16 protein-coding genes are annotated in these 21,504 nt (G+C 67.2%); 10 read left to right on the top strand and 6 right to left on the bottom strand.

Features of this window, described 5'->3' with window-relative positions:
- Nucleotides 1–27 precede the first annotated feature (27 nt).
- The 3 genes from aceA to VPH47_RS20165 all read left to right on the top strand — a co-directional run bounded on the left by aceA (nucleotide 28) and on the right by VPH47_RS20165 (nucleotide 5,272).
- The gene (gene aceA, locus VPH47_RS20175) at nucleotides 28–1,329 is read left to right on the top strand and encodes an isocitrate lyase (RefSeq protein WP_004153647.1); all 1,302 of its coding nucleotides are present in this window, start codon (nucleotides 28–30) and stop codon (nucleotides 1,327–1,329) included.
- A gap of 417 nt (nucleotides 1,330–1,746) precedes the next feature.
- Complete coding sequence (locus VPH47_RS20170) at nucleotides 1,747–2,787, top strand: diguanylate cyclase (RefSeq protein WP_110710737.1); 1,041 nt, start codon at nucleotides 1,747–1,749, stop codon at nucleotides 2,785–2,787.
- 16 nt (nucleotides 2,788–2,803) lie between these two features.
- On the top strand, nucleotides 2,804–5,272 hold the full coding sequence (locus VPH47_RS20165) for a putative peptide modification system cyclase (RefSeq protein ID WP_368851670.1): 2,469 nt from the start codon (nucleotides 2,804–2,806) through the stop codon (nucleotides 5,270–5,272).
- A 10-nt stretch (nucleotides 5,273–5,282) separates the two neighbouring features.
- Here the strand turns inward: VPH47_RS20165 and VPH47_RS20160 are convergent, their stop codons facing one another.
- Nucleotides 5,283–5,567 carry an NHLP-related RiPP peptide gene (locus VPH47_RS20160; RefSeq protein ID WP_110710739.1) on the bottom strand — a complete coding sequence of 95 codons (285 nt, stop codon included), beginning with the start codon at nucleotides 5,565–5,567 and terminating at the stop codon, nucleotides 5,283–5,285.
- Between the two features lie 126 nt (nucleotides 5,568–5,693).
- On the opposite strand from VPH47_RS20160, the gene VPH47_RS20155 reads away from it, so the two are divergent.
- The gene (locus VPH47_RS20155; protein ID WP_368851669.1) at nucleotides 5,694–6,851 is read left to right on the top strand and encodes a putative peptide maturation dehydrogenase; all 1,158 of its coding nucleotides are present in this window, start codon (nucleotides 5,694–5,696) and stop codon (nucleotides 6,849–6,851) included.
- Between the two features lie 39 nt (nucleotides 6,852–6,890).
- Here the strand turns inward: VPH47_RS20155 and VPH47_RS20150 are convergent, their stop codons facing one another.
- From VPH47_RS20150 to VPH47_RS20140, 3 genes are read right to left on the bottom strand one after another with little or no spacing between them, the layout of a single operon-like run.
- A complete protein-coding gene (locus VPH47_RS20150) occupies nucleotides 6,891–8,873 on the bottom strand; it encodes an acetyl-CoA carboxylase biotin carboxylase subunit (RefSeq protein WP_368851668.1) in 1,983 nt (660 codons plus the stop codon).
- 26 nt (nucleotides 8,874–8,899) lie between these two features.
- Nucleotides 8,900–10,510 (bottom strand): carboxyl transferase domain-containing protein, encoded by a 1,611-nt coding sequence (locus tag VPH47_RS20145; protein WP_368851667.1) that lies wholly within the window; start codon nucleotides 10,508–10,510, stop codon nucleotides 8,900–8,902.
- 10 nt (nucleotides 10,511–10,520) lie between these two features.
- On the bottom strand, nucleotides 10,521–11,684 hold the full coding sequence (locus VPH47_RS20140; protein WP_014645571.1) for an isovaleryl-CoA dehydrogenase: 1,164 nt from the start codon (nucleotides 11,682–11,684) through the stop codon (nucleotides 10,521–10,523).
- A gap of 159 nt (nucleotides 11,685–11,843) precedes the next feature.
- Between VPH47_RS20140 and VPH47_RS20135 the strand changes: the two genes are divergently transcribed.
- The 3 genes from VPH47_RS20135 to VPH47_RS20125 all read left to right on the top strand — a co-directional run bounded on the left by VPH47_RS20135 (nucleotide 11,844) and on the right by VPH47_RS20125 (nucleotide 14,795).
- On the top strand, nucleotides 11,844–12,452 hold the full coding sequence (locus VPH47_RS20135; RefSeq protein WP_180846182.1) for a TetR/AcrR family transcriptional regulator: 609 nt from the start codon (nucleotides 11,844–11,846) through the stop codon (nucleotides 12,450–12,452).
- A 205-nt stretch (nucleotides 12,453–12,657) separates the two neighbouring features.
- The gene (locus tag VPH47_RS20130) at nucleotides 12,658–13,176 is read left to right on the top strand and encodes a cytochrome c5 family protein (RefSeq protein ID WP_005407662.1); all 519 of its coding nucleotides are present in this window, start codon (nucleotides 12,658–12,660) and stop codon (nucleotides 13,174–13,176) included.
- A 173-nt stretch (nucleotides 13,177–13,349) separates the two neighbouring features.
- Complete coding sequence (locus VPH47_RS20125) at nucleotides 13,350–14,795, top strand: ExeM/NucH family extracellular endonuclease (protein WP_368851666.1); 1,446 nt, start codon at nucleotides 13,350–13,352, stop codon at nucleotides 14,793–14,795.
- Nucleotides 14,796–14,855: 60 nt separating this feature from the next.
- Here VPH47_RS20125 and VPH47_RS20120 read toward each other — a convergent pair whose 3' ends face one another.
- Nucleotides 14,856–15,713 (bottom strand): EamA/RhaT family transporter, encoded by an 858-nt coding sequence (locus tag VPH47_RS20120; RefSeq protein ID WP_368851665.1) that lies wholly within the window; start codon nucleotides 15,711–15,713, stop codon nucleotides 14,856–14,858.
- A 43-nt stretch (nucleotides 15,714–15,756) separates the two neighbouring features.
- On the opposite strand from VPH47_RS20120, the gene VPH47_RS20115 reads away from it, so the two are divergent.
- A complete protein-coding gene (locus VPH47_RS20115; RefSeq protein ID WP_153856736.1) occupies nucleotides 15,757–16,428 on the top strand; it encodes an alpha/beta hydrolase in 672 nt (223 codons plus the stop codon).
- Nucleotides 16,425–17,525, top strand: coding sequence for a cell division protein ZapE (gene zapE / locus VPH47_RS20110; RefSeq protein WP_059034176.1), 1,101 nt, complete (start codon nucleotides 16,425–16,427; stop codon nucleotides 17,523–17,525). The genes VPH47_RS20115 and zapE overlap by 4 nt, the downstream gene beginning before the upstream one ends.
- Nucleotides 17,526–17,618: 93 nt before the next feature.
- On the opposite strand, the gene VPH47_RS20105 is transcribed toward zapE, so the two are convergent.
- On the bottom strand, nucleotides 17,619–18,455 hold the full coding sequence (locus VPH47_RS20105) for a DUF2884 family protein (RefSeq protein ID WP_368851664.1): 837 nt from the start codon (nucleotides 18,453–18,455) through the stop codon (nucleotides 17,619–17,621).
- 552 nt (nucleotides 18,456–19,007) lie between these two features.
- Here VPH47_RS20105 and VPH47_RS20100 point away from each other — a divergent pair.
- Nucleotides 19,008–21,410, top strand: a complete 2,403-nt coding sequence (locus tag VPH47_RS20100) for a ribonucleoside-diphosphate reductase subunit alpha (RefSeq protein ID WP_110710747.1) — start codon at nucleotides 19,008–19,010, stop codon at nucleotides 21,408–21,410.
- The last annotated feature ends 94 nt before the right edge of the window (nucleotides 21,411–21,504 follow it).

The raw sequence follows: 21,504 nt of genomic DNA, 5'->3' as shown, positions 1-21,504 counted from the left end.
CACGCACGAACCGAACTGGAGAAAGACATGAGCAAGCTGCCCACTGCCGAACAGATCCAGCACGACTGGGATACCAACCCGCGTTGGGAAGGCATCCAGCGCAACTACAGCGCCGCCGACGTGGTGCGCCTGCGCGGCACCGTCCACATCGAGCATTCGCTGGCCCGCCTGGGCGCAGAGAAGCTGTGGGCGTCGCTGCATGAGCGCGAGTTCGTCAACGCGCTCGGTGCATTGACCGGCAACCAGGCCATGCAGCAGGTCAAGGCGGGCCTGAAGGCGATCTACCTGTCCGGTTGGCAGGTGGCGGCCGACGCCAACCTGGCTGGGCAGATGTACCCGGACCAGTCGCTGTACCCGGCCGATTCGGTGCCGGCGGTGGTCAAGCGCATCAACAACACGCTGCTGCGCGCCGACCAGCTGCACCACGCCGAAGGCAAGGACGACATCGACTTCCTGCAGCCGATCGTGGCCGATGCCGAAGCCGGCTTCGGCGGCGTGCTCAATGCGTTCGAACTGATGAAGGCGATGATCGAGGCCGGTGCCGCCGGCGTGCATTTCGAAGACCAGCTGGCCTCGGTGAAGAAGTGCGGCCACATGGGCGGCAAGGTGCTGGTGCCGACCCGCGAGGCGATCGAGAAGCTCAACGCCGCGCGGCTGGCCGCCGACGTGCTGGGCGTGCCGACCCTGCTGGTGGCACGTACCGATGCCGAAGCCGCGGATCTGCTGACCAGCGACATCGATGGCAATGACAAGCCGTTCGCCACCGGCGAACGCACGGTGGAAGGCTTCTACAAGACCCGCAACGGCCTGGACCAGGCGATCAGCCGTGGCCTGGCCTACGCGCCTTATGCCGACCTGGTGTGGTGCGAGACCGGCAAGCCGGACCTGGAGTTCGCACGCAAGTTCGCCGAGGCGATCCATGCCAAGTTCCCGGGCAAGCTGCTGGCCTACAACTGCTCGCCCAGCTTCAACTGGAAGAAGAACCTGGACGACGCCACCATCGCCAAGTTCCAGCGCGAGCTGGGCAGCTACGGCTACAAGTTCCAGTTCATCACCCTGGCCGGCTTCCATGCGCTGAACTACGGCATGTTCAATCTGGCCCACGGCTACGCGCGCCGCCAGATGAGCGCGTTCGTCGAGTTGCAGGAAGCCGAGTTCGAGGCGGCAGAGCGCGGCTTCACTGCTGTCAAGCACCAGCGCGAGGTCGGTACCGGCTACTTCGATGCCGTGACCCAGGCGATCCAGCAGGGCCAGTCGTCGACCACTGCGCTGACCGGCTCGACCGAGGAAGAGCAGTTCCACGGCGGGCGCAGCGAACGCGCGGCGTGATGCGGTAGTGCCGGCCGCTGGCCGGCAACCCGTCGATGTTCCCGGAGTCCACGTGGTTGCCGGCCAGCGGCCGGCACTACCGGGCCACAGAGCGATCAGGGTGGCCAGGGAAGGGCCAGACAACGCCGGCCGGTCGGGGGACCTGCCGGCGTTGTTGTATCGATGGAACAGCCGTGAACGCGGGCAGCGTCAATCCGGCGCACCCCCAGGACCTGCAACTTGGCCGAAAGCCCGTGAAGATGGCCATCGGATTGATCCAGCAGGACTTTTGTGCGGACAGGCATGCCCAGAACGGGTCACCACGCATCTTCACATCAGAGAAGTGCGTCCGAAGGCTCAAAATGAGATAGGGCGCACACTTTAAAGCGGTGCTATGCTCCGCGGCTCACCAGGGGACGCTGGCGGCGGGTGCAGGGAATGACCGGCAGGGGTGCGGCCGAGAACAGTGATGTGACGTCAGGTATCGCCCGGGTGGCGATGGCCGAGATCGTGCACGCGCTGCTGTCCGCTGCCGAGGTCGCATTGTTCGCCAGATATGCCCGTCCATGCAAGCTTCATGCCGGACAGTGGTTGTTCCAGCGTGGCCATCGCGGCGAACGGATGTACGTGATCCTCGAAGGCCAGATCGAACTGGACTTCGGCGAAGACCTGGTGATCAAGACCCTCGGCCAGCATGAGTTCTTCGGTGAGCTTGGCCTGCTGGTCGGCGACCACCTGCGCAGCGCCAGTGCCCGTGCGCTGGCCGACTGCGAAGTGCTCGAGCTGGGCCCGGCCGACTTCCATCGCCTGGTCGAATCCGATCCTGGCCTGGTCGCCTATTTCCTGCGCCGCACGATCATGCGCGTGCTGACCAACGAGCAGGCGCTGATCAGCCAGCTGCGCCGGCGCAACCATGATCTGGAAACCGCGCTGGACAACCTGTACATCACCACCCATCAGCTGACCCACACCCGCGAGCTGGTGCGCACCGATGAGCTGACCGGGCTGCACAACCGCCGCGGCCTTACGCTGTACCTGCAGGAATGCCGTGCCGACGGCGACGGGTTGCCGCAGGCACTGCTGCTGATCGACTGCGACCGCTTCAAGCAGATCAACGACCGCCATGGCCACCAGGCCGGTGACCGTGTACTGCAGAGCATGGGCAACATCCTGCGCTCGATGGCTGGTGAACAGGACCTGGCCTGCCGGCTCGGCGGCGACGAGTTCTGCCTGATCCTGCGCCGTGGCAACCACGAGATCGTGCAGCACGCGGCCGAGTTCATCCTCAGCGCGGTGCATGGCCTGCTCGAGCGCAGCCACGGTACGCCACACGTCAGCCTGGTCAGCATCGGTGCCAGCCTGCTGGCGCCGGAGGCAGGCTGGAGCGAGTGGTATGCCAGCGCGGACCGCGCGCTGTACCAGGCCAAGCGCGATGGTGGCAACTGCCTGCGCTGGGTGGATGCAGCGGATACACCTTGATCGGGAGAGTCAGGCGATGAATGGCGACAACGGAACGTCGACGCCGCACAACCAGCAACTGCGCGCGCTGTTGTTCACGGATCTGTGCGACTCCCTGCTGCTGGTTGAACGTATTGGCGATGTCGCTGCCGCCGAACTGTTCCAGGAACACGACCGGCTGGTATTGGCGCTGCAGCAGCGCTGGAACGGCCAGTTGATCGACCGTTCCGATGGATTGTTCATGCTGTTCGAGCGCCCGATTGATGCGCTTGGGTTCGCTCTGGATTACCAGCGTGGGCTGCAGCCGCTGGGGCAGTCGCGTGATCTCCGGTTGCAGGCGCGGGCCGGGTTGCACGTGGGTGAGGTGATTCTGTGGAACAACAGCGCTGAGTCCGTTGCGTTGGGGTCCAAGGCCGTAGAGGTGGAAGGTCTGGCGAAGCCGATGGCGGCGCGCCTCATGCAGCTGGCACGACCGGGCCAACTGCTGTTGTCGGCAGCGGCCGAATCGCTGGTCCGGCGTGCAGCCTCCCAGCTTGGCGAGCCGGCCGACCGGTTGTACTGGAAGTCATTCGGCCGCTGGCGCTTCCGTGGTGTGGCGCAGCCGATGGAGGTGATCGGCGTCTCGGCGGTCGGCAAGGCAGCGCTGCGACGGCCGCGTGCGAGTGACAAGGCCAGGCCGGATGTCCCGTTCTGGCGTCGCCCGATGGCGATGGCGGCGCAGGTAACACTGGTGGCAGCCTGCGCAATGGGCTTGTGGTTGCTGACTCGTCCACAACCGGCCATCGCCTTTGCCGAACGCGACTGGGTGGTGATCGCGGAGCCGCGCAACCTGACTGGCGATCCTCTGCTGAGCGAGTCGATCAACCAGGCGTTCCGCATCAGCCTGGAGCAGTCGCGGTATGTGAACGTGCTGAGTGACCTGAAGGTGCGCGACACCATGCAGCGCATGCTGATCAATCCTGGGGCCGGGCTGGACCGGGGGGTTGCCAGCGAGGTGGCCCAGCGTGATGGTGCACGCGCGGTGCTGGCGCCTTCGGTCCTGGAGGTCCATGGCCGCCTGCGGGTGGCGGTCGATGTGATCGATCCGTCGACCGCGGCCACCGTCTACACCGTGCATGTCGATGGCAAAGGCCTGGACTCGCTTCTGGCATCCACCGATGAAGTGGTGGGGCGTCTGCGCGAGCGTCTTGGCGAAGGCGGTATGGAGATTGATCGACATTCGGTGAATCTGCCGCAGGTGGCGACGTCCAGCCTGGACGCGCTGCGTGCTTACGCCGCAGGCATCAGGGCGCTGGACCGGCGCCAGACCGATGAGGCGCTGGGCTTTCTCGCGCAGGCGGTGAAGGTCGACCCGGACTTTGCGATGGCCCATGTGGCAATCATGCGCATCCACTGGATGCGCGGTGAAAGTCGCATGGCACTGGATGCCCATGCGCGTGCGCAGGCATTGCGGGCGCGACTGACGCCGCGCGATGCACTGTACCTGGACGGATGGGCAGGGCAGGCCAGCGATCTGCCGGAGGCTGACATCGCCCGACGCTGGAAGCTGTTGACCGACCTGTATCCCGACTACCACGGTGGATATGTCAATCGGGCGCTGGCGTTGTCCGGAATGGGGCGCTACGCAGAAGCGGTGACCGTGGTGCAGCCGGCGCGGGTTCCGCAGGCGTGGGCCCGCAGCCACACGCTGGATTTCTCAGGACGGTTGAAGCTGGCTGCGGGCAACACCAACGGTGCGGTTGCGGATTTCCGCATGGCCGGTGATGTCGGAGGCTGGAGAACCAGTGCCAACCTGGCTACGGCGATGGCCGTACTCGGAGACTGGAGCGCTGCACGTGCCCAGCTGGCGGGCGTGTCGGCCGATGATTTCGGCGCCCGCATGCAGCAGGCAGCGGTGCTGGTCGATCTCGGTGAGCTGGACAAGGCCGAAGAGGTTGCCCGATCACTGCAGGCGCAGTGCAATGAGCCGGCCCTTTGCCAGCTGGCGTCGGCCTGGCGCGCCAGCATTGCCGGCATGGCAGGAGAGCGGTCGGATCCCGCAGCGAGCCGCAAGCGGATTGGAGAGGCGTTGGCCGACCTGCGCCAGCGGCCCAGCGGCAATCTGCACACCCGGCAGTTCATGGTTCTGGGCCTGATTCGCCTGGCTCAGCGCGAAGGCGTGGACGTGACGCCCCAGTTGCGCTTGGCGCGTCGCGCGATCGACCTCAGGAGCGACCCACGCTCGCGCCAGTTGCTGGACATCATCGAAGCCACCCGCGAATTGCATGCCGGGCAGGCGGTCGCGGCCGTCGAGCGCCTGCTGCCGTGGGCCGACGGCACGGAGTTGTACCAGTTGCACGTGGCGCTGCGCGATGCAAGGCATGCCTCGGGAGATTCGGCGGCGGCCGCTGCAGAAGCACGCTGGCTGGCCGCGCATCGCGGTCGTGCCTATGCCGAGGATTCCGGCAATTACATCCTGCAGGCGCTCAATGTCCGTGACAGCCGCGCACCGCTGGGCGCGGACTGACAGCGCAGCATCAGCTGTCGGCGCCGGCTTCGAAGAAGTGCGGCAGGACGAAGGCGCCACAGGACTGCAGGTGCTGGTTCAGGGCCTCGGCAGTAGCGGCAAAGGCTTCCTTGCTGGCCAGCGCGTCCACTGGAGCGCACATCGAGCCATCGGCATTGGGAGCAATGCCCAGACCCTGCAGCGCAAGGCTGGGAGAAGCGGCGAAGGCACTGCGGAAGCCGTCATCGCTCTGCAGCAGCGACAGTACCTGGGCGGCTTGTGCAGCCGTAAGCAGGGTCTTGTCGGAAGTACTCATGGTGATCGCGCTGGCCGTTGCAGGTAAGGTTCTCTTGTTTCGGCCTGTTGCAGGGAAAGTTTAGCCTCAGCGCGCCCTGGGGTGATGCATGGCATCCTGCGCGTCCCGCTCCACACCGATGCCTCCATGCAGATCAGACGTTGCTCCATCGTGATGTTCGAGCCCCGTGCGGAAGTGGCGCTGGACCTTGACCTGCTGCTCAAGGGAGAGGCCGGCGTGGGCACCACGATGCAGTGGTACGCGCTGGCCGCGCACCTTGATGCGCCGCTCAGGGTGGAGGCTGGCGACGTGGAGCTGTTGGGCCGTATCGTGCCCGACGCCTGGGTCGACGCGGCGCACAGCAACATTGGCGAAGCCGATCTCGACCGGTTGCTGCACAGTGGTCTGCTGATCAGTGACGACGCAGCCTACGCTGGGCACCGCCAGCGAGACCAGCGTGTACGCGATGCCAGCTGGTGGCCGCTGTCGGCGCTGGCCCATCGGCTGGGGCGCTGGAACGGCATCGACAGCGCGCAGCAGATGCGCGAAGAGAAACTTGTCACGGCGCAGGACCTGCGACGTAGATTCGGTCCTCCACCACCAGCCGTGATGCCCCCCGCCACCGAGCCGCTGGCACTGCCCCTGCCAGAAGACGAGCCGCGTGATCTGCTCCTTGCGAGGCGCGCGACCTGCCGCAACTTCGATACCGCACGATCATTGCCGTTGCGCATGCTCGCCCAGGTGTTCAAGCGGACGGTGAAGGCGCACGCCGTGGTGGAGCCCGGCGAAGACATGGCCTTTCTGAAGAAGCATGTTCCTTCCGGTGGAGGCCTGCATCCGCTGGAAACCTATGTCATCGCCGTGGACGTCGATGGCCTTGCCGCAGGTGTCTATCACTATCACGCGCTGGAACACACCTTGCGGCCGCTGCCGGTGGATGGCACCGGTCTTCGCGGCAGCGTGCTGACGCTGCTGGCTGGACAGGACTGGTTCGCGGCTGCGCCACTGCACATCATCCAGGTTGCGCGGTTCCCGCGAAGCTTCTGGAAGTATCGCAACCATCCCAAGGCCTATCGGGCAGTGCTGCTGGATGCAGGCCACCTGTCACAGCAGTGGATGTTGTCTGCCACCGAACTTGGGCTGGCGGCCTACGTCACCGCTGCCATCAATGAAGTGGATATCGAAGCCCTGCTGGGCCTGGATGGCATCGACGCCAGTCCGGTAATGATGTGTGGATTGGGGTGGCGGGCAGCGGACCAGACCACCAGCGAGTTTGATCCACTGCAGCGCGTCTGGCCGGGTTGAGGCGTGGCGCGCCGTTGCCAGCGCGCCACTGCCACTTCATCACGCCGCTTCGAAGTCCACCAGCACCGCACCGTCACCCACCTGGTCGCCGGCCTTGGCGCGGTAGCCCTTCACCGTGCCGTCTGCCGGTGCCTGCAGCGTGTGCTCCATCTTCATTGCTTCCAGCACCACCAGCGGCGTGCCGCGCTTGACCTCGGTACCGGCCGCGACCAATGTCGCGACGATCTTGCCCGGCATCGGTGCCAGCAGGCTGCCCGCGTCGGCCACGGCGTGGTCCGATTCGCCCACCGGGTCGTGCAGGATGAAACGGTGCTGGCCATCGGCACCGAACAGATACAGCTGGTCGCCTTCGCGCAGCAGCTGCAGCTGCCAGCGGCGGCCGTCCAGCTGCACTGACAGGCTGCTGCCCTTGGCACTGCCGAGCACCGTGGCCGGCGCAGCAGCATCGCACTGCACGCGCCAGCCATCGGCCTGCACCCATACCTGCAGCGTGTGCTTGCGTTCGCCCTGCTGCAGCGGCAACACGCGCGGGGCCGATGCGCCAAGGCGCCAGCCGTCCTGGGCCTGCCACGGCGAATGCGGATCTCGCGCGTCGGTGCTGGCGCCGCCCGTGCTTGCAACCGCAGCCACCGCAGCCAGCTGCCACAGGGCATCATCTGTGTCGCCCACCGCATTCAACGCGACCTGCTCGCGCTCGATCAGCGCGGTATCCAGCTTGGCGTGCGCGAACGAATCGGTGTTCACCAGCCGGCGCAGGAAGCCGGCATTGGTGGTCACGCCCACCACCTGGCAGTCGGCCAGGGCCTGGCTCATGCGGCGCAGTGCGGCGTCGCGGTCCACGTCCCAGACGATCAGCTTGGCAATCATCGGATCGTAGTAGGGCGTGATGCTGTCGCCTTCTTCGACGCCGGTATCCACGCGCACATGGGCCGACGGCGTCGGCAGGCGCAGGCGGCGCAGGGTGCCGGTGGAGGGCAGGAAGCCCCGATCGGCATCTTCGGCATACAGGCGTGCTTCGATGGCGTGGCCGTGGATCGCCAGCTGCTCCTGGCGCAGCGGCAGCGGCTGGCCCGAGGCCACGCGCAGCTGCCACTCCACCAGGTCGGTGCCGGTGATGTACTCGGTCACCGGGTGCTCGACCTGCAGGCGGGTGTTCATTTCCATGAAGTAGAAATCGCCGTCCGGGCCGGCGATGAACTCCACCGTGCCGGCACCGACGTAGCCCACCGCGCGCGCGGCATCGACTGCCGCCTTGCCCATTGCAGCACGACGTTCTGCGCTCATGCCCGGCGCCGGCGCTTCTTCCAGCACCTTCTGGTGGCGGCGCTGCACCGAGCAGTCGCGCTCGAACAGGTAGACCGCCTCACCGTGGCGGTCGCCGAACACCTGGATCTCGATGTGGCGCGGGCGCTCGACATACTTCTCGACCAGCACGTGGTCGTTGCCGAACGCCGAGGCCGCCTCGCGCTGGCAGCTGGCCAGTGCATCGACGAAGTCCTCGCTGCGCTCGACCTTGCGCATGCCCTTGCCACCGCCGCCGGCGCTGGCCTTGATCAGCACCGGGTAGCCGATGCCGTCGGCCTGTGCGCGCAGGAAGTCTGGCGCCTGCTGGTCGCCGTGGTAGCCCGGGGTCAGCGGTACACCGGCCTTGGCCATCAGCGCCTTGGCCGCGCTCTTGTCGCCCATCGCGCGGATGGCGCTGGCCGGCGGGCCGATGAAGGTGATGCCGGCCGCCGCGCAGGCATCGGCGAAGTCGGCATTCTCGGACAGGAAGCCGTAGCCGGGGTGGATCGCCTGCGCGCCGGTCAGGCGTGCGGCGTCGAGCAGGGCATCGCTGCGCAGGTAGCTCTCACGCGCGGCGGCAGGTCCAATGTGGATGGCTTCGTCGGCCAGGCGCACGTGGCGCGCGTTGCGGTCGGCATCGGAATACACCGCCACGGTGGCGATGCCGAGGCGGCGGCAGGTGGCGATGACGCGGCAGGCGATCTCGCCGCGGTTGGCGATCAGGACTTTGGTGAACATGGCAACAGGCTCGGTCATGGCACGGGTTACATGCGGAACACGCCGAAGCGCGTCTGCTGCGGGGCGGCGTTGAGGCTGGCCGACAGCGCCAGGGCGAGCACCCGGCGGGTGTCGGCCGGATCGATCACGCCGTCATCCCACAGGCGCGCGCTGGCGTAGTACGGATGGCCCTGCTGCTCGAACTGCTCGCGGATCGGCGCCTTGAACGCATCTTCCTCCGCTGCCGGCCACTGGCCGCCCTTGGCTTCGATGCCATCGCGCTTGACCGTGGCCAACACGCTGGCGGCCTGCTCGCCGCCCATCACGCCGATGCGTGCGTTCGGCCACATCCACAGGAAGTTCGGCGAGTACGCACGGCCGCACATGCCGTAGTTGCCGGCACCGAACGAGCCACCGATGACCACGGTGAACTTCGGCACCTTGGCGCAGGCCACCGCCATCACCAGCTTGGCCCCGTCCTTGGCGATGCCGCCCTGTTCGTACTTGCGGCCGACCATGAAGCCGGTGATGTTCTGCAGGAACACCAGCGGGATGTTGCGTTGGGTGCACAGTTCGATGAAGTGCGCGCCCTTCAATGCCGACTCGGAGAACAGGATGCCGTTGTTGGCGATGATGCCGATCGGGTAGCCGTTCAGATGGGCGAAGCCGGTCACCAGGGTTGCGCCGTAGCGCGGCTTGAACTCGTCGAAGCGTGAGCCATCGACCAGGCGCGCGATGACCTCGCGCACATCGTAGGGCTTGCGTGTGTCGGCCGGGATCACGCCATACAGCTCGTGTGCCGGCAGCAGCGGTTCTTCCGTTGCCTGCACCGCCATCGCCGGTTCCGGCTTGCGCCAGTTCAACTGCGCGATGATCGCGCGCACCCGCGCCAGTGCCTGCAGATCGTTGTCGGCCATGTGGTCGGCCACGCCGGAAATGCGCGTGTGCACATCGGCGCCGCCGAGTTCCTCGGCCGTGACCACTTCACCGGTGGCCGCCTTCACCAGCGGCGGGCCACCGAGGAAGATCGTGCCCTGCTCGCGCACGATCACGGTCTCGTCGCTCATCGCCGGCACGTAGGCGCCACCGGCGGTGCAGCTGCCCATCACGCAGGCGATCTGCGGAATGCCCTGCGCCGACAGATTGGCCTGGTTGTAGAAGATGCGGCCGAAATGGTCGCGGTCGGGGAAGACTTCGTCCTGCAGCGGCAGGAACGCGCCACCGGAATCGACCAGGTAGATGCACGGCAGATGGTTCTGCTCGGCGATCTCCTGCGCGCGCAGGTGCTTCTTCACCGTCATCGGGTAGTAGGTGCCGCCCTTGACCGTGGCGTCGTTGGCCACGATCACGCATTCCACCCCGCTCACCCGACCGATGCCGGCCACCACGCCGGCGGCGGGCACGGCGTCTTCATACATGCCATGCGCGGCCAGCGGCGCGATTTCCAGGAAGGCGCTGCCCGGGTCGAGCAGGGCGTCGATGCGGTCGCGCACCAGCAGCTTGCCGCGTGCGGTGTGCTTGGCACGCGCGGCTTCGTTGCCGCCCAATGCGGTGCGGGCGAGGGTGGCATGCAGGTCATCGACCACGGCCTGCATGGCCGTGCGGTTGCTTTCAAACGTTTCGCTGCCCGGTTGCAGCTGGCTGTTCAGGACGGTCATCGCGGTGGCCTTACAGGGTGCGCTGGAACAATTCGCGGCCGATCAGCATGCGGCGGATCTCCGAAGTGCCGGCGCCGATTTCATACAGCTTGGCGTCGCGCCACAAACGGCCGGTCGGGTATTCGTTGATGTAGCCGTTGCCGCCCAGGATCTGGATCGCCTGGCCGGTCAGCCAGGTGGCCTTCTCGGCGGCGTACAGGATCGCACCGGCGGCGTCCTGGCGGGTGGTGCGGCCCTGGTCGCAAGCGCGCGCCACGGCATACACATAGGCGCGGCACGCGCCCAGGCCCACGTACATGTCGGCGATCTTGGCCTGGATCAGCTGGAAGCTGCCGATCGGTTCGCCGAACTGGTGGCGCTCGTGCACATAGGGCATGACCACGTCCATGGCCGCGGCCATCAGGCCCAGCGGGCCACCGGACAGCACCACGCGCTCGTAATCCAGGCCGGACATCAACACGCGCACGCCACCACCGACCTGGCCCAGCACGTTTTCTTCGGGAATCTCGCAGTCCTGGAACACCAGCTCGCAGGTGGGCGAGGAGCGCATGCCCAGCTTGTCCAGCTTCTGCGCGGTGGAGAAGCCCTTCATGCCCTTCTCGACCAGGAACGCGGTGATGCCCTTGGCACCCGCTTCCATGTCGGTCTTGGCATAGACCACCAGCACGTCGGCGTCCGGGCCGTTGGTGATCCACATCTTGTTGCCGTTGAGCACGTAGCGGTCGCCGCGCTTGTCGGCGCGCAGCTTCATCGACACCACGTCCGAACCGGCACCCGGCTCGCTCATCGCCAGCGCGCCGACCAGGCTGCCGTTGCACAGGCCGGGCAGGAAGCGCTGCTTCTGTTCTTCGTTGCCGTTCTTGCGCAGCTGGTTCACGCACAGGTTGGAGTGTGCGCCATAGGACAGGCCGATGCCGCCGGAGGCACGCGAGATCTCTTCCATCGCCACCACGTGGGCCAGGTAGCCCATGCCGGTACCACCGTATTCTTCTTCCACGGTGAGGCCGAGCAGGCCCTGCTCGCCCAGCTTCGGCCACAGAGCCAGCGGGAACTGGTTGCTGGCATCGGCCTCGGCGGCCAGCGGCGCGACCTCGGCGGCGGCAAAATGGGCCACGCTCTGGCGCAGCAGGTCGATGTCTTCGCCAAGATCGAAGTTCAGGGATGGCACGTGCATTGTGGTGGCTCCACGGCGGGATGGCAGGAAATGGACGCACCCGGCGGGGGAGCGGGCGGCGGTCTGCAGGACCGCGACCCGCACGGGCGATGGCCCCAGCGTAGCGGGGTTCGGGTAAGAAGTGAATACGAATTCAAAAATTGAAACTAGAATCAGAACATGGCCTATAAACGCTCTGCATTGATGGAAGAACGCCTGGCGGGCGCCCGTGAACGGATCCTGCTGGCCACCCGCGAGCTGGTCGCCACCGGCGGCTGGCGCAACGCCCCGGTGACCGCCGTGGCGACCCAGGCGGGGGTGTCCACCGGCCTGATCTATCGCCATTTCCCGTCCAAGGCCGAGCTGTTCGTGGAGGTGCTCAACGCCGCGGTGGCCCACGAGGTCGCGATCATGGAACGCATCGCCAGCGGCCCGGAGGTGGCCAGCGAGCGCCTGCGGCTGGCGATCACCGCCTTCGTCCGCCGCGCCCTGGCCGGGCCGGGGCTGGCGCACGCCTTCATCGTCGAACCGGTCGATCCGGACGTGGAAGCTGAGCGCATGCGCGGCCGTCGTGCCTTTGGTGATGTCTTCCTGCGCCTGGTGGAAGAGGGCGTGGCCGCCGGTGAGCTGCCGGCGCAGGACGCGCACGCCACGGCCGCGTGCCTGGTCGGCGCCTTCACCGAAGCAATGGTCGGCCCGACCGCGCCCAGCCGCGAAGCGCACCGCGACGAAGGCGCGCTGGTGGATGCGATCTGCAGCTTCTGCCTGCGCGCGATCGGCGCCCGGTAATTCGGTAGCGCCGGCCGCTGGCCGGCTTCTGCACGATCCATCCGGCGGGATGGCGATGCCGGCCAGCGGCCGGCTCTACCGGGTAGGCATGTTGCGCCGCACCAGCAGTGACGCCTGTTGTCGCACGCAAAGCGCGTTCTATACTCGGTCCATCACGCAGTCGCTCAGCCGTGGTCCAACGACTATCAGCCAGGGGTAACGAAGAGTGCGGAATTACGATCTGGAGTTCCTGAAACGCTTCTCCATGGTGATCGCGCTGCTGGCGACCATCACCCTCGGCCTCATCCTCCTAGCCGCCTACATCCACACCCGGATTCCGCCCGAGGTGTCGCCGACCGCGGCCAAGCGCACCGAACAGCGCATCTCGCCCACCGGCGCGGTCTATGCCGGCAGCACCGGCGCCGCCGCGCAGGCTGCGGCCAAGGCCGCCGCGCTGGCCAAGGCCGCCTCGCAGGTGGCCTACGGCGGCACCAAGGACGGCAAGGTCATCTTCGACAACCTGTGCACCGCCTGCCACACCACCGGTGTGGGCATGGCGCCGACGCTGGACCATTCGCACTGGGACAAGCGCATCGCACAGGGCAAGGACACCCTCTACAAGCACGCCATCGAGGGCTATACCGGCCCGGATGGCGGCATCATGCCGCCCAAGGGTGGCAACCCGGCCCTGACCGAGGAACAGATCCACGCCACCGTGGACTGGATGCTGGGTAACCTGAAATAACCGGTCGTGCCGGCCGCTGGCCGGCAACCACGCATCGCACGAAGGTCATGAGGTTGCCGGCCTGCGGCCGGCACGACCCAGGCTTTGCCCACCAAGGTCAAAACCCTGCCCGCAGGCGGGGTTTCGCATTTCAGGGTTAGTCTGTGCGCCCTCTTCCAAGGAATCGCCCGTCGATGCGCCGCCGCTCCCTCGCTCTTGCCCTGACCCTGCTGCTGCCGGCCAGCGCCTTTGCCCAGGCCCAGCCGCAGGCCGCACCGGTCGCGTCGCCCTCCGCTGCGCGCAGCAGCGCCACCGTGGTGCTGACCGCCGCGCCGGCCGACTGGCGTGCGCTGGATGGCCAGCGCGTGCGCATCGCCGCACCGCTGACCCTGGCCGGTACCGATGGCCTGGAACGCTTCGGCCAGCTCACCGTGGCCTTCGATGGCCGCCTCTGGCAGCCCACCGAAGTGGCCGCGCCGGGTACTGCCGGCTACGAGCAGGTGATGGCCGACAACCAGCGTCGCCGCCTGCTGCTGGACGATGGCAGTGATGCCCGTGACCCGGCCAGCGTGGCCTACCTGCCGGGCAACCCGGTGCTGCGCACCGGCATGCAGCTGCGCAATGTGGAAGGGGTGGTGCACGTGGATGCGCAGGGCCGTCCGCGCCTGCAGGTCGAAGGTGTGCTGAAGCTGCCGGAACTGAAGCGCCCCGCGGTACCCCAGGTGCCGGGCAGCCTGCACGTGGCGGCCTTCAACCTGGAGAACTTCTTCAATGGTGATGGCCAGGGCGGCGGTTTCCCGACCCTGCGCGGCGCGCGCACGCTGGACGAGCACAAGGCGCAGGTGGCCAAGCTGGTCACCACGGTCAACGCGCTGGGTGCCGACGTCGCCGCGCTGATGGAGCTGGAGAACGACGGCTACGGTCCGCAGTCGGCCATCGCCGAACTGGTCGACGCGCTCAACCGCGATCGCGGCGCGCAGGGCGACTGGCGCTTCGTCGACGCCGGCAATGGCCCCGGTGACAACCCGATCCGGGTCGGCATCATCTACCGCAGCACGCGCCTGCAGCCGGTGGGCACGCCGGCCACGCTGACTGGCGGCCCGTTCGTCGAGCACAGCCGCGTGCCGCTGGCGCAGGCTTTCCAGGGCAAGCACAGTGCGCCGTTCGTGGTGGTCGCCAACCATTTCAAGTCGAAGGGCTGCCGCGACGCGGCCGGTGCCGACGCCGACCACAACGACAACCAGGGCTGCTGGAACGCCACCCGGGTGACCTCGGCGCAGCAACTGCACGCCTGGCTACAGACCGATCCGACCGGTACCGGTGCCAAGGACGCGGTGCTGTTGGGTGACTTCAACGCCTACGCGATGGAAGACCCGATCCGCACCCTGCATGAGCTGGGCTGGCAGGACGCGTTCAAGGTCGCCAAGGTCGAGCATCCCTACAGCTACGTCTATAACGGCTATACCGGCCGCCTCGACCACGCGCTGCTGAGCCCGGGCATGGCCCAGCGCCTGCGCGGTGCCGCCGAATGGCACAGCAACGCCGACGAGCAGGACGCCAGCGGCTACCAGGGCCGCAACGTGCAGGGCCCGTGGCGCAGCTCCGACCACGATCCGCTGCTGCTGGGTTTCGACAAATAACGCCCAGCGCCGGGGTCGGATCCCATTCCAACGGAATGGGCTCTGACCCCCACGCCGCGCTCACCCCCAGGCGATCAATCCGATCGCCAGCACCGCCAGCGCCAGCCCGGCGCGGTTCCACTTTGTGGTGGCCTCGCCGAAGGCGAACACGCCCACCAGCGCGCCCAGCACCACCACGCCGATGTTCATGCCGGCGAACACGGTGGCCGGGCTGTCCGGCATGGACTGATGCGCGTGCACATAGAAAAGAATGTTGCCGCCGTTGAGCAGGCCCAGCAGCGCGCCCGCACCGAGGTTGCGCCAGGCCAACCGGCTGCGGCCACTGGCGTGCCGCCACAGCTGCAGTGCCAGCATCAGCGCGAAGGCCACGCTGAAGCTGGCCAGCACCGCCGCCATCGACGGCGTGCCGGACAGCGCCACCTGCTTGAGCAGCACGTCGACCACCGCGAACCCGGCCCATACGCCCAGCAGCCAGCCCCAGCCGCCGGGTGAGGACGCCACGGCCGGGCCGCGCGGGCGCAGGCTGATCGCCACCATCGCCAGCAGGCCCAGGCCGAGACCGGCCAGCTTCCACGGCGTCGCAGTCTGGCCGAAGAACAGGAACGCGGCGGCCAATGACAGCAGCAGCGACAAGCGCTGTGCCACGTCGCTGCGGACGATGCCAGCCACCGCCACCGCGCGGCCCAGCACCAGGAAGATCGACGGCAGAACCACCGCCAGTGCCAGCAGCGACAGCCACGGCGCATGCGGCGCGCGCAGCGCATCCAGCGGCGGCTGCAGCACCACGGCGGTGAGCGTTGCCGCCACCAGATAGTTCCAGGTGACCATCTGCGAAACATCCAGCTGGCGGCGTCCGGCCACCTTCAACAACACCGAAACCAGCACGCTGCAGATCACGGCCAAGGACAGGTAGAGCATGGGGCGGGCACAGGGCAGGGGCGGGGGACGGTATCATGGTGCCATGCACAAGCCTTCGTTCCCCGTCGCCCCCGGCGAAACCGCCTGCCTCGAACTGGCCGGCCCGGCCGGCCCGCTGGAAGTCGTCGTCGACCTGCCCAAGGCCGATGTGCCGGCGCAGCCGATCGTGGCCATCATCTGCCATCCGCTGTCCACCGAAGGCGGCACCCTGCACAACAAGGTGGTCACCATGACCGCCACCACCCTGCGCGAGCTGGGCATCGCCACGGTGCGCTTCAACTTCCGCAGCGTCGGCGGTTCGGCGGGCGAGTTCGACCACGGCGTGGGCGAGCAGGACGACCTGAAAGCCGTCGCCGCCTGGGTGCAGAGCCAGCGCCCCGACGACCGCCTGTGGCTGGCCGGTTTCAGCTTCGGCGCGTTCGTTTCATTGAAGGCCGCTGCCGCGCTGCAGCCGGAAGCGCTGATCTCGATCGCACCGCCGGCCGGCCGCTGGGATTTCGATGGCATCGCGCCGCCGGCCCGCTGGCTGGTGATCCAGGGCGAGCAGGATGAGATCGTCGATCCGCAGGCCGTCTACCAATGGCTGGACACGCTGGACGTCCCGCATGAGCTGGTGCGCATGCCCGAAACCAGCCATTTCTTCCACCGCAAGCTGATCGACCTGCGCGGCGCGCTGACCCACGGCGTCAAGCACTGGCTGGGCGCGGCGGCATGAGTGCAACCGAGTTGACCCCGTCGCAGCGGTACGCGGAAGGGGTTGCCCGTGGCGACTGGCAGAACGACCCGGCCCAGCACGCGGCGCTGGCCGAGCTGGACCGCATCCACCTGGGCCTGCTGGACAGTGCCGAGGACGGTTGGCTGGACCGTCTGTCCTCGTTCTGGAAGAAGCCCGAGCCGGTCAAGGGCCTGTATTTCTGGGGCGGCGTCGGCCGTGGCAAGACCTTCCTGGTCGACCTGTTCTACGACGGCCTGCCGATCAAGCAGAAGTACCGCACGCATTTCCACCGCTTCATGCGCAGCGTCCACGAGCGCCTGCGCGAGCACCAGGGGCAGAGCGATCCGCTGGCGAAGATCGCCCAGGAATGGCGCAGCAACCTGCGCGTGCTGGTGCTGGACGAGTTCTTCGTCACCGACATCGGCGATGCGATGCTGCTGGCACGGCTGCTGGAGCGCCTGTTCGCCGAAGGCGTGACCCTGGTCACCACCTCCAACACGGCGGTGGAGAACCTGTACCTCAATGGCCTGCAGCGTGAGAGCTTCCTGCCGGCCATCGGCCTGCTGCAGCGCTTCTGCGTGGAGCTGTACGCCGAGGGTACCGAGGACTACCGGATGCGCGCGCTGACCCGCTCGCCGGTGTACCGCGCGCCGTTGGCCGCCGACAGCGATGAGTGGCTGGCCACGCGCTGGAACGAACTGAGTGGCGGCCAGCCGGCCAAGCCCGGCAACATCGAGATCGAAGGCCGCAAGATCCCGGTGCGCGGCCGTGGCAAGAGCATCGCCTGGTTCGATTTCGCCGCGTTGTGCGAGGGCCCGCGTGGCCCGTCGGACTACATCGAGATCGCGCACGAGTTCAACACCGTGCTGCTGGGCGGCATCCCCGCCTTCGACCGTTTGAACGAAGATGCCGCGCGCCGCTTCGTCAACCTGATCGACGAACTTTACGACCGCCACGTCAACCTGGTCTGCACCGCCAGTACCTCGCCGATCGAGCTGTACACCGGCCAGCGCCTGCAGGGCGCGTTCGAGCGCACCGCCTCGCGCCTGATCGAGATGCAGAGCGCCGAGTACCTGGGTACCCCGCACCGGGCGTGAGGGATTTCGCGGGAGCGCGTTGCCGGCCAGCGGCCGGCACTACCATGCCAGGGTTCCAGTAGTGCCGGCCGCTGGCCGGCATCCGCCGCGCGGTTACCGGGTCGGTGCCACGGCATTCCCACGCGGCCGCTCATCCGGCCCGGCCGACACATGCAGGCCCGAGCCATCGCCGTGCTCTACCCGTACGCTCTCGCCGCGCTCCAGCAGCCGCAGCGGCTGCCCCTGGTAGCGCACCTCCAGCGCGTCGTGGGCCTCGGCCACGGCGGCCACCAGCGGGCACAGCGCCTGCGCGCGGGCCTCGATGCGCTCGGCGCGGCCTTCCAGCTGCTGTTCCATCCGCGCGTCCAGACGGTCGGCGCGTGCCTCCATCGCATCGCTGCGGCCGGTGAACACCTGCCACAGCACGCTGCGGGCGATGGACGCGGACAGCGACTCGGCCATGTCCTGCACCTTGGCCTCGAAGCCCGGCCCGAACACCGCCTGTTCCCAGTAGCCCTTGCCCAGCGTGCCGCCGATCCAGTCATCGGCCTGCCGGCGCAGGCGCCGGACCTTGCGGCTGTTGGCGGTGCCGGTGAGGCTCTCATAGACCCCGTCGAGCACGTCGAAGCTCAACCCGCTCACTTCATGGGCCAGCGCGGTGGCCGCCGGCATCAGCTGGCGCGCACCGGCCTCCATCTGCCGCAGGCGGGCGGCGTCGGCCTCGCTGACCGGCACGACCGTGTCGTCCAGGCTCAGCACGCCATCGTGGAACACCACCTCGTGCGGTGCCTGCGGGCCATGCCGCAGCCAGATGCCACCGCTGTCCACCAGCACGTCATAGTCGGTGTGGATACCGCACTGGTCCGCGCGCAGCTTCGGGGTGTCAGCGGCAATTGCAGGTACGGTGACCACAGCAGCCAGCAGGGCCAAGGCGGGTGCTGACAGGCGCATGGTGGAATCCTTTCCGGTCATTGCAGGACCCCAGCATCCCGCGTTCGGCAGGCGCCGTCACCCGCCGAAAGTCACTGCGCGATGGCGATTCGTCCGGCCATACCGGCTTTCCCACCGGCTGCCCACCACCTATCCACAGGGTTGTCCCTAGCCAGCTTCATCACTGTCATGTGAAGCTGTCATTGTTCCGTTTCCGCGCGGCGTTGTACCACCGCGATGACGCCTTTCGGGCTTGACTGCGCAGCCCGTTCCGGCAGGTCTGAAGCGTCTGATCCGGGCGCCGATGGCACGATCCTTGCGGCGCAAGGGATTGCCGAATTTCACTACATTTGGCGTTGACGGACCCAATTACCCCCACTATCTTGTGGCCGTCGGTCGCAGCAACCCCAATTCCAGGGGGGGCCCGGGGTACCCATCCGCGATCGTCAACGGCAGTGGCAGGCGCAGGGTCTCATCCCCTGCGACGCCGTCCTGCCATCCTGGGCTGTCATGTCCCGGGCTGCGTCACCCGATGCATCGAGCACCCCCAATCACGCCAAGAGGACACACGCCGTGAGCACCGAATCCAGCGCCACCATCGAGAAGGAAAGCGAATTCCTGTTGACGTCGCCGCCGACGGCCAACGCGATGAGTGTGACCAAGCGCAATGGGACCACCGAACTGGTGGACCTGAACAAGATCGTGCGCGCGGTGCAGCGTTCCTCCGAAGGCCTGCACGCCGTCGATCCGATGCGCGTGGCCACCCGTACCATTTCCGGCCTGTACAACGGTGCCACCACCCGCGAACTGGACGAACTGTCCATCCGCACCGCCGCCCTGCTGATCGGTGAAGAGCCCGAGTACGGCCGCCTGGCTGCGCGCCTGCTGGCCAACTACATCGCCAAGGAAGTCTCGGGCCAGGAAATCTACGCCTTCTCGCAGTCGGTCAGCCGTGGCCATGAAGTCGGCCTGATCAACGACCGCCTGCTGAACTTCGTGCAGACCAATGCGCGCAAGCTCAACGACGCCATCGACGGCGCGCTGGACCTGAACTTCGATTACTTCGGCCTGCGTACGCTGTATGACCGTTACCTGCTGCGCCACCCGCACACCCGCAAGGTGATCGAGACCCCGCAGCAGTTCTTCCTGCGCATTGCCAGCGCACTGAGCGAGGACGTGTCCGAGACCCTGGCGCTGTACAAGCGCATGGGCAACCTGGACTACCTGCCGTCCAGCCCGACCCTGTTCAATTCCGGCACCACCCACGAGCAGCTGTCCTCGTGCTTCCTGCTGGACTCGCCGCAGGACTCGCTGGAGTCGATCTATTCCAAGTACGGCGACATCGCCCAGCTGTCGAAGTTCTCCGGCGGCATCGGCGTCAGCTACACCCGCGTGCGTTCGCGTGGTTCGCTGATCAAGTCGACCAACGGCCACTCCAACGGCATCGTGCCGTGGCTGAAGACCATGGATTCGTCGGTGGCTGCGGTGAACCAGGGCGGCAAGCGCAAGGGCGCAGCCTGCGTGTACCTGGAAACCTGGCACGCCGACATCGAGGACTTCCTCGAGCTGCGTGACAACACCGGTGACGAAGCCCGCCGTGCGCACAACCTGAACCTGGCCAACTGGGTGCCGGACCTGTTCATGAAGCGCGTCGAGGCCGACCAGGAATGGTCGCTGTTCGATCCGCGCGTCGTGCCGGAGTTCACCGACCTGTTCGGCGAAGCCTTCGAGCAGGCCTACCTGCAGGCCGAAGCCCAGGGCAAGGCCAACCGCACCATCTCCGCGCGCAAGCTGTATGCCCGCATGATGCGTACGCTGGCCGAGACCGGCAACGGCTGGATGACCTTCAAGGACAAGTGCAACCGCGCCAGCAACCAGACCCTGCGCGCCGGCAACGTGATCCACCTGTCGAACCTGTGCACCGAGATCCTGGAAGTCACCTCCAACGATGAAACCGCGGTGTGCAACCTGGGTTCGATCAACCTGGGCAACCACTTCGACGAGCACAACGAGTTCGACTTCGAGAAGCTGGCCGAGACCGTGCGCCTGGCCGTGCGCCAGCTCGACCGCGTCATCGACCTGAACTTCTACCCGATCGAAACCGCCCGCCGCGCCAACCTGCGCTGGCGTCCGGTCGGCCTGGGCTGCATGGGCCTGCAGGACGTGTTCTTCCGCAAGCGCCTGCCGTTCGACAGCGCCGAAGCCCGCGCCCTGTCGAAGAAGATTGCCGAAGCGATCTACTTCCACGCGCTGGAAACCTCCTGCGAGCTGGCCCAGGAACGCGGCAAGCACCCGTCGTTCAACGACACCCGCGCCGCCGGTGGCGAACTGCAGTTCGACGCCTGGAACGTGGTGCCGGAAGACGCCGAGCGCTGGGATGCCCTGCGTGCCCGCATCAAGGAACACGGCCTGCGCAACTCGCTGATGATCGCGATCGCCCCGACCGCGACCATCGCCTCGATCGCCGGCTGCTACGAGTGCGTCGAGCCGCAGGTGTCCAACCTGTTCAAGCGCGAGACCCTGTCCGGTGACTTCCTGCAGGTCAACCGTTACCTGGTGAACGAGCTGAAGAAGCTGGGCCTGTGGACGCCGGAAATGCGCGATGCCATCAAGCTGGCCGAAGGCTCCATCGCGGGCGTGGCACAGATTCCGGAAACGCTGCGCGAGGTCTACCGCACTGCGTGGGAACTGCCGATGCGTTCGTTGATCGACATGGCCGCCGAGCGTGGTGCCTTCATCGATCAGTCGGCCTCGCTCAACCTGTTCATGGAAAGCCCGAACATCGGCGCGATGTCCTCCATGTACATGTACGCCTGGAAGCAGGGCATCAAGACCACCTACTACCTGCGTTCGCGCCCGGCCACCAAGATCGCCAAGACCACGGTGAGCAGCGCAGCCCCGGCCAAGGTGTTCAGCCCGGACGAAGCCATCGCCTGCTCGCTGGAAAACCCGGAAGCCTGCGAGGCCTGCCAGTAAGAGCGGCACCGCCGCGCGGTAGTGCCGGCCGCTGGCCGGCAACCCCGGCCAACGATCATCACCCACGGTAGCGCCGGGCCATGCCCGGCGTCTC

The sequence above is a fragment of the Stenotrophomonas sp. WED208 genome, assembly GCF_040984485.1.
GTDB lineage: Bacteria > Pseudomonadota > Gammaproteobacteria > Xanthomonadales > Xanthomonadaceae > Stenotrophomonas > Stenotrophomonas riyadhensis.
The sequence above is the reverse complement of the archived record's forward strand: the minus strand, read 5'-3'. Positions and strand labels throughout refer to the sequence as shown.

Coding starts and splice junctions, on each gene's coding strand:
- aceA (WP_004153647.1), top strand. CDS start 28: ATGAGCAAGCTGCCCACTGCCGAACAGATCCAGCACGACTGGGATACC.
- VPH47_RS20170 (WP_110710737.1), top strand. CDS start 1,747: ATGACCGGCAGGGGTGCGGCCGAGAACAGTGATGTGACGTCAGGTATC.
- VPH47_RS20165 (WP_368851670.1), top strand. CDS start 2,804: ATGAATGGCGACAACGGAACGTCGACGCCGCACAACCAGCAACTGCGC.
- VPH47_RS20160 (WP_110710739.1), bottom strand. CDS start 5,567: ATGAGTACTTCCGACAAGACCCTGCTTACGGCTGCACAAGCCGCCCAG.
- VPH47_RS20155 (WP_368851669.1), top strand. CDS start 5,694: ATGCAGATCAGACGTTGCTCCATCGTGATGTTCGAGCCCCGTGCGGAA.
- VPH47_RS20150 (WP_368851668.1), bottom strand. CDS start 8,873: ATGTTCACCAAAGTCCTGATCGCCAACCGCGGCGAGATCGCCTGCCGC.
- VPH47_RS20145 (WP_368851667.1), bottom strand. CDS start 10,510: ATGACCGTCCTGAACAGCCAGCTGCAACCGGGCAGCGAAACGTTTGAA.
- VPH47_RS20140 (WP_014645571.1), bottom strand. CDS start 11,684: ATGCACGTGCCATCCCTGAACTTCGATCTTGGCGAAGACATCGACCTG.
- VPH47_RS20135 (WP_180846182.1), top strand. CDS start 11,844: ATGGCCTATAAACGCTCTGCATTGATGGAAGAACGCCTGGCGGGCGCC.
- VPH47_RS20125 (WP_368851666.1), top strand. CDS start 13,350: ATGCGCCGCCGCTCCCTCGCTCTTGCCCTGACCCTGCTGCTGCCGGCC.
- VPH47_RS20120 (WP_368851665.1), bottom strand. CDS start 15,713: ATGCTCTACCTGTCCTTGGCCGTGATCTGCAGCGTGCTGGTTTCGGTG.
- VPH47_RS20115 (WP_153856736.1), top strand. CDS start 15,757: ATGCACAAGCCTTCGTTCCCCGTCGCCCCCGGCGAAACCGCCTGCCTC.
- zapE (WP_059034176.1), top strand. CDS start 16,425: ATGAGTGCAACCGAGTTGACCCCGTCGCAGCGGTACGCGGAAGGGGTT.
- VPH47_RS20105 (WP_368851664.1), bottom strand. CDS start 18,455: ATGCGCCTGTCAGCACCCGCCTTGGCCCTGCTGGCTGCTGTGGTCACC.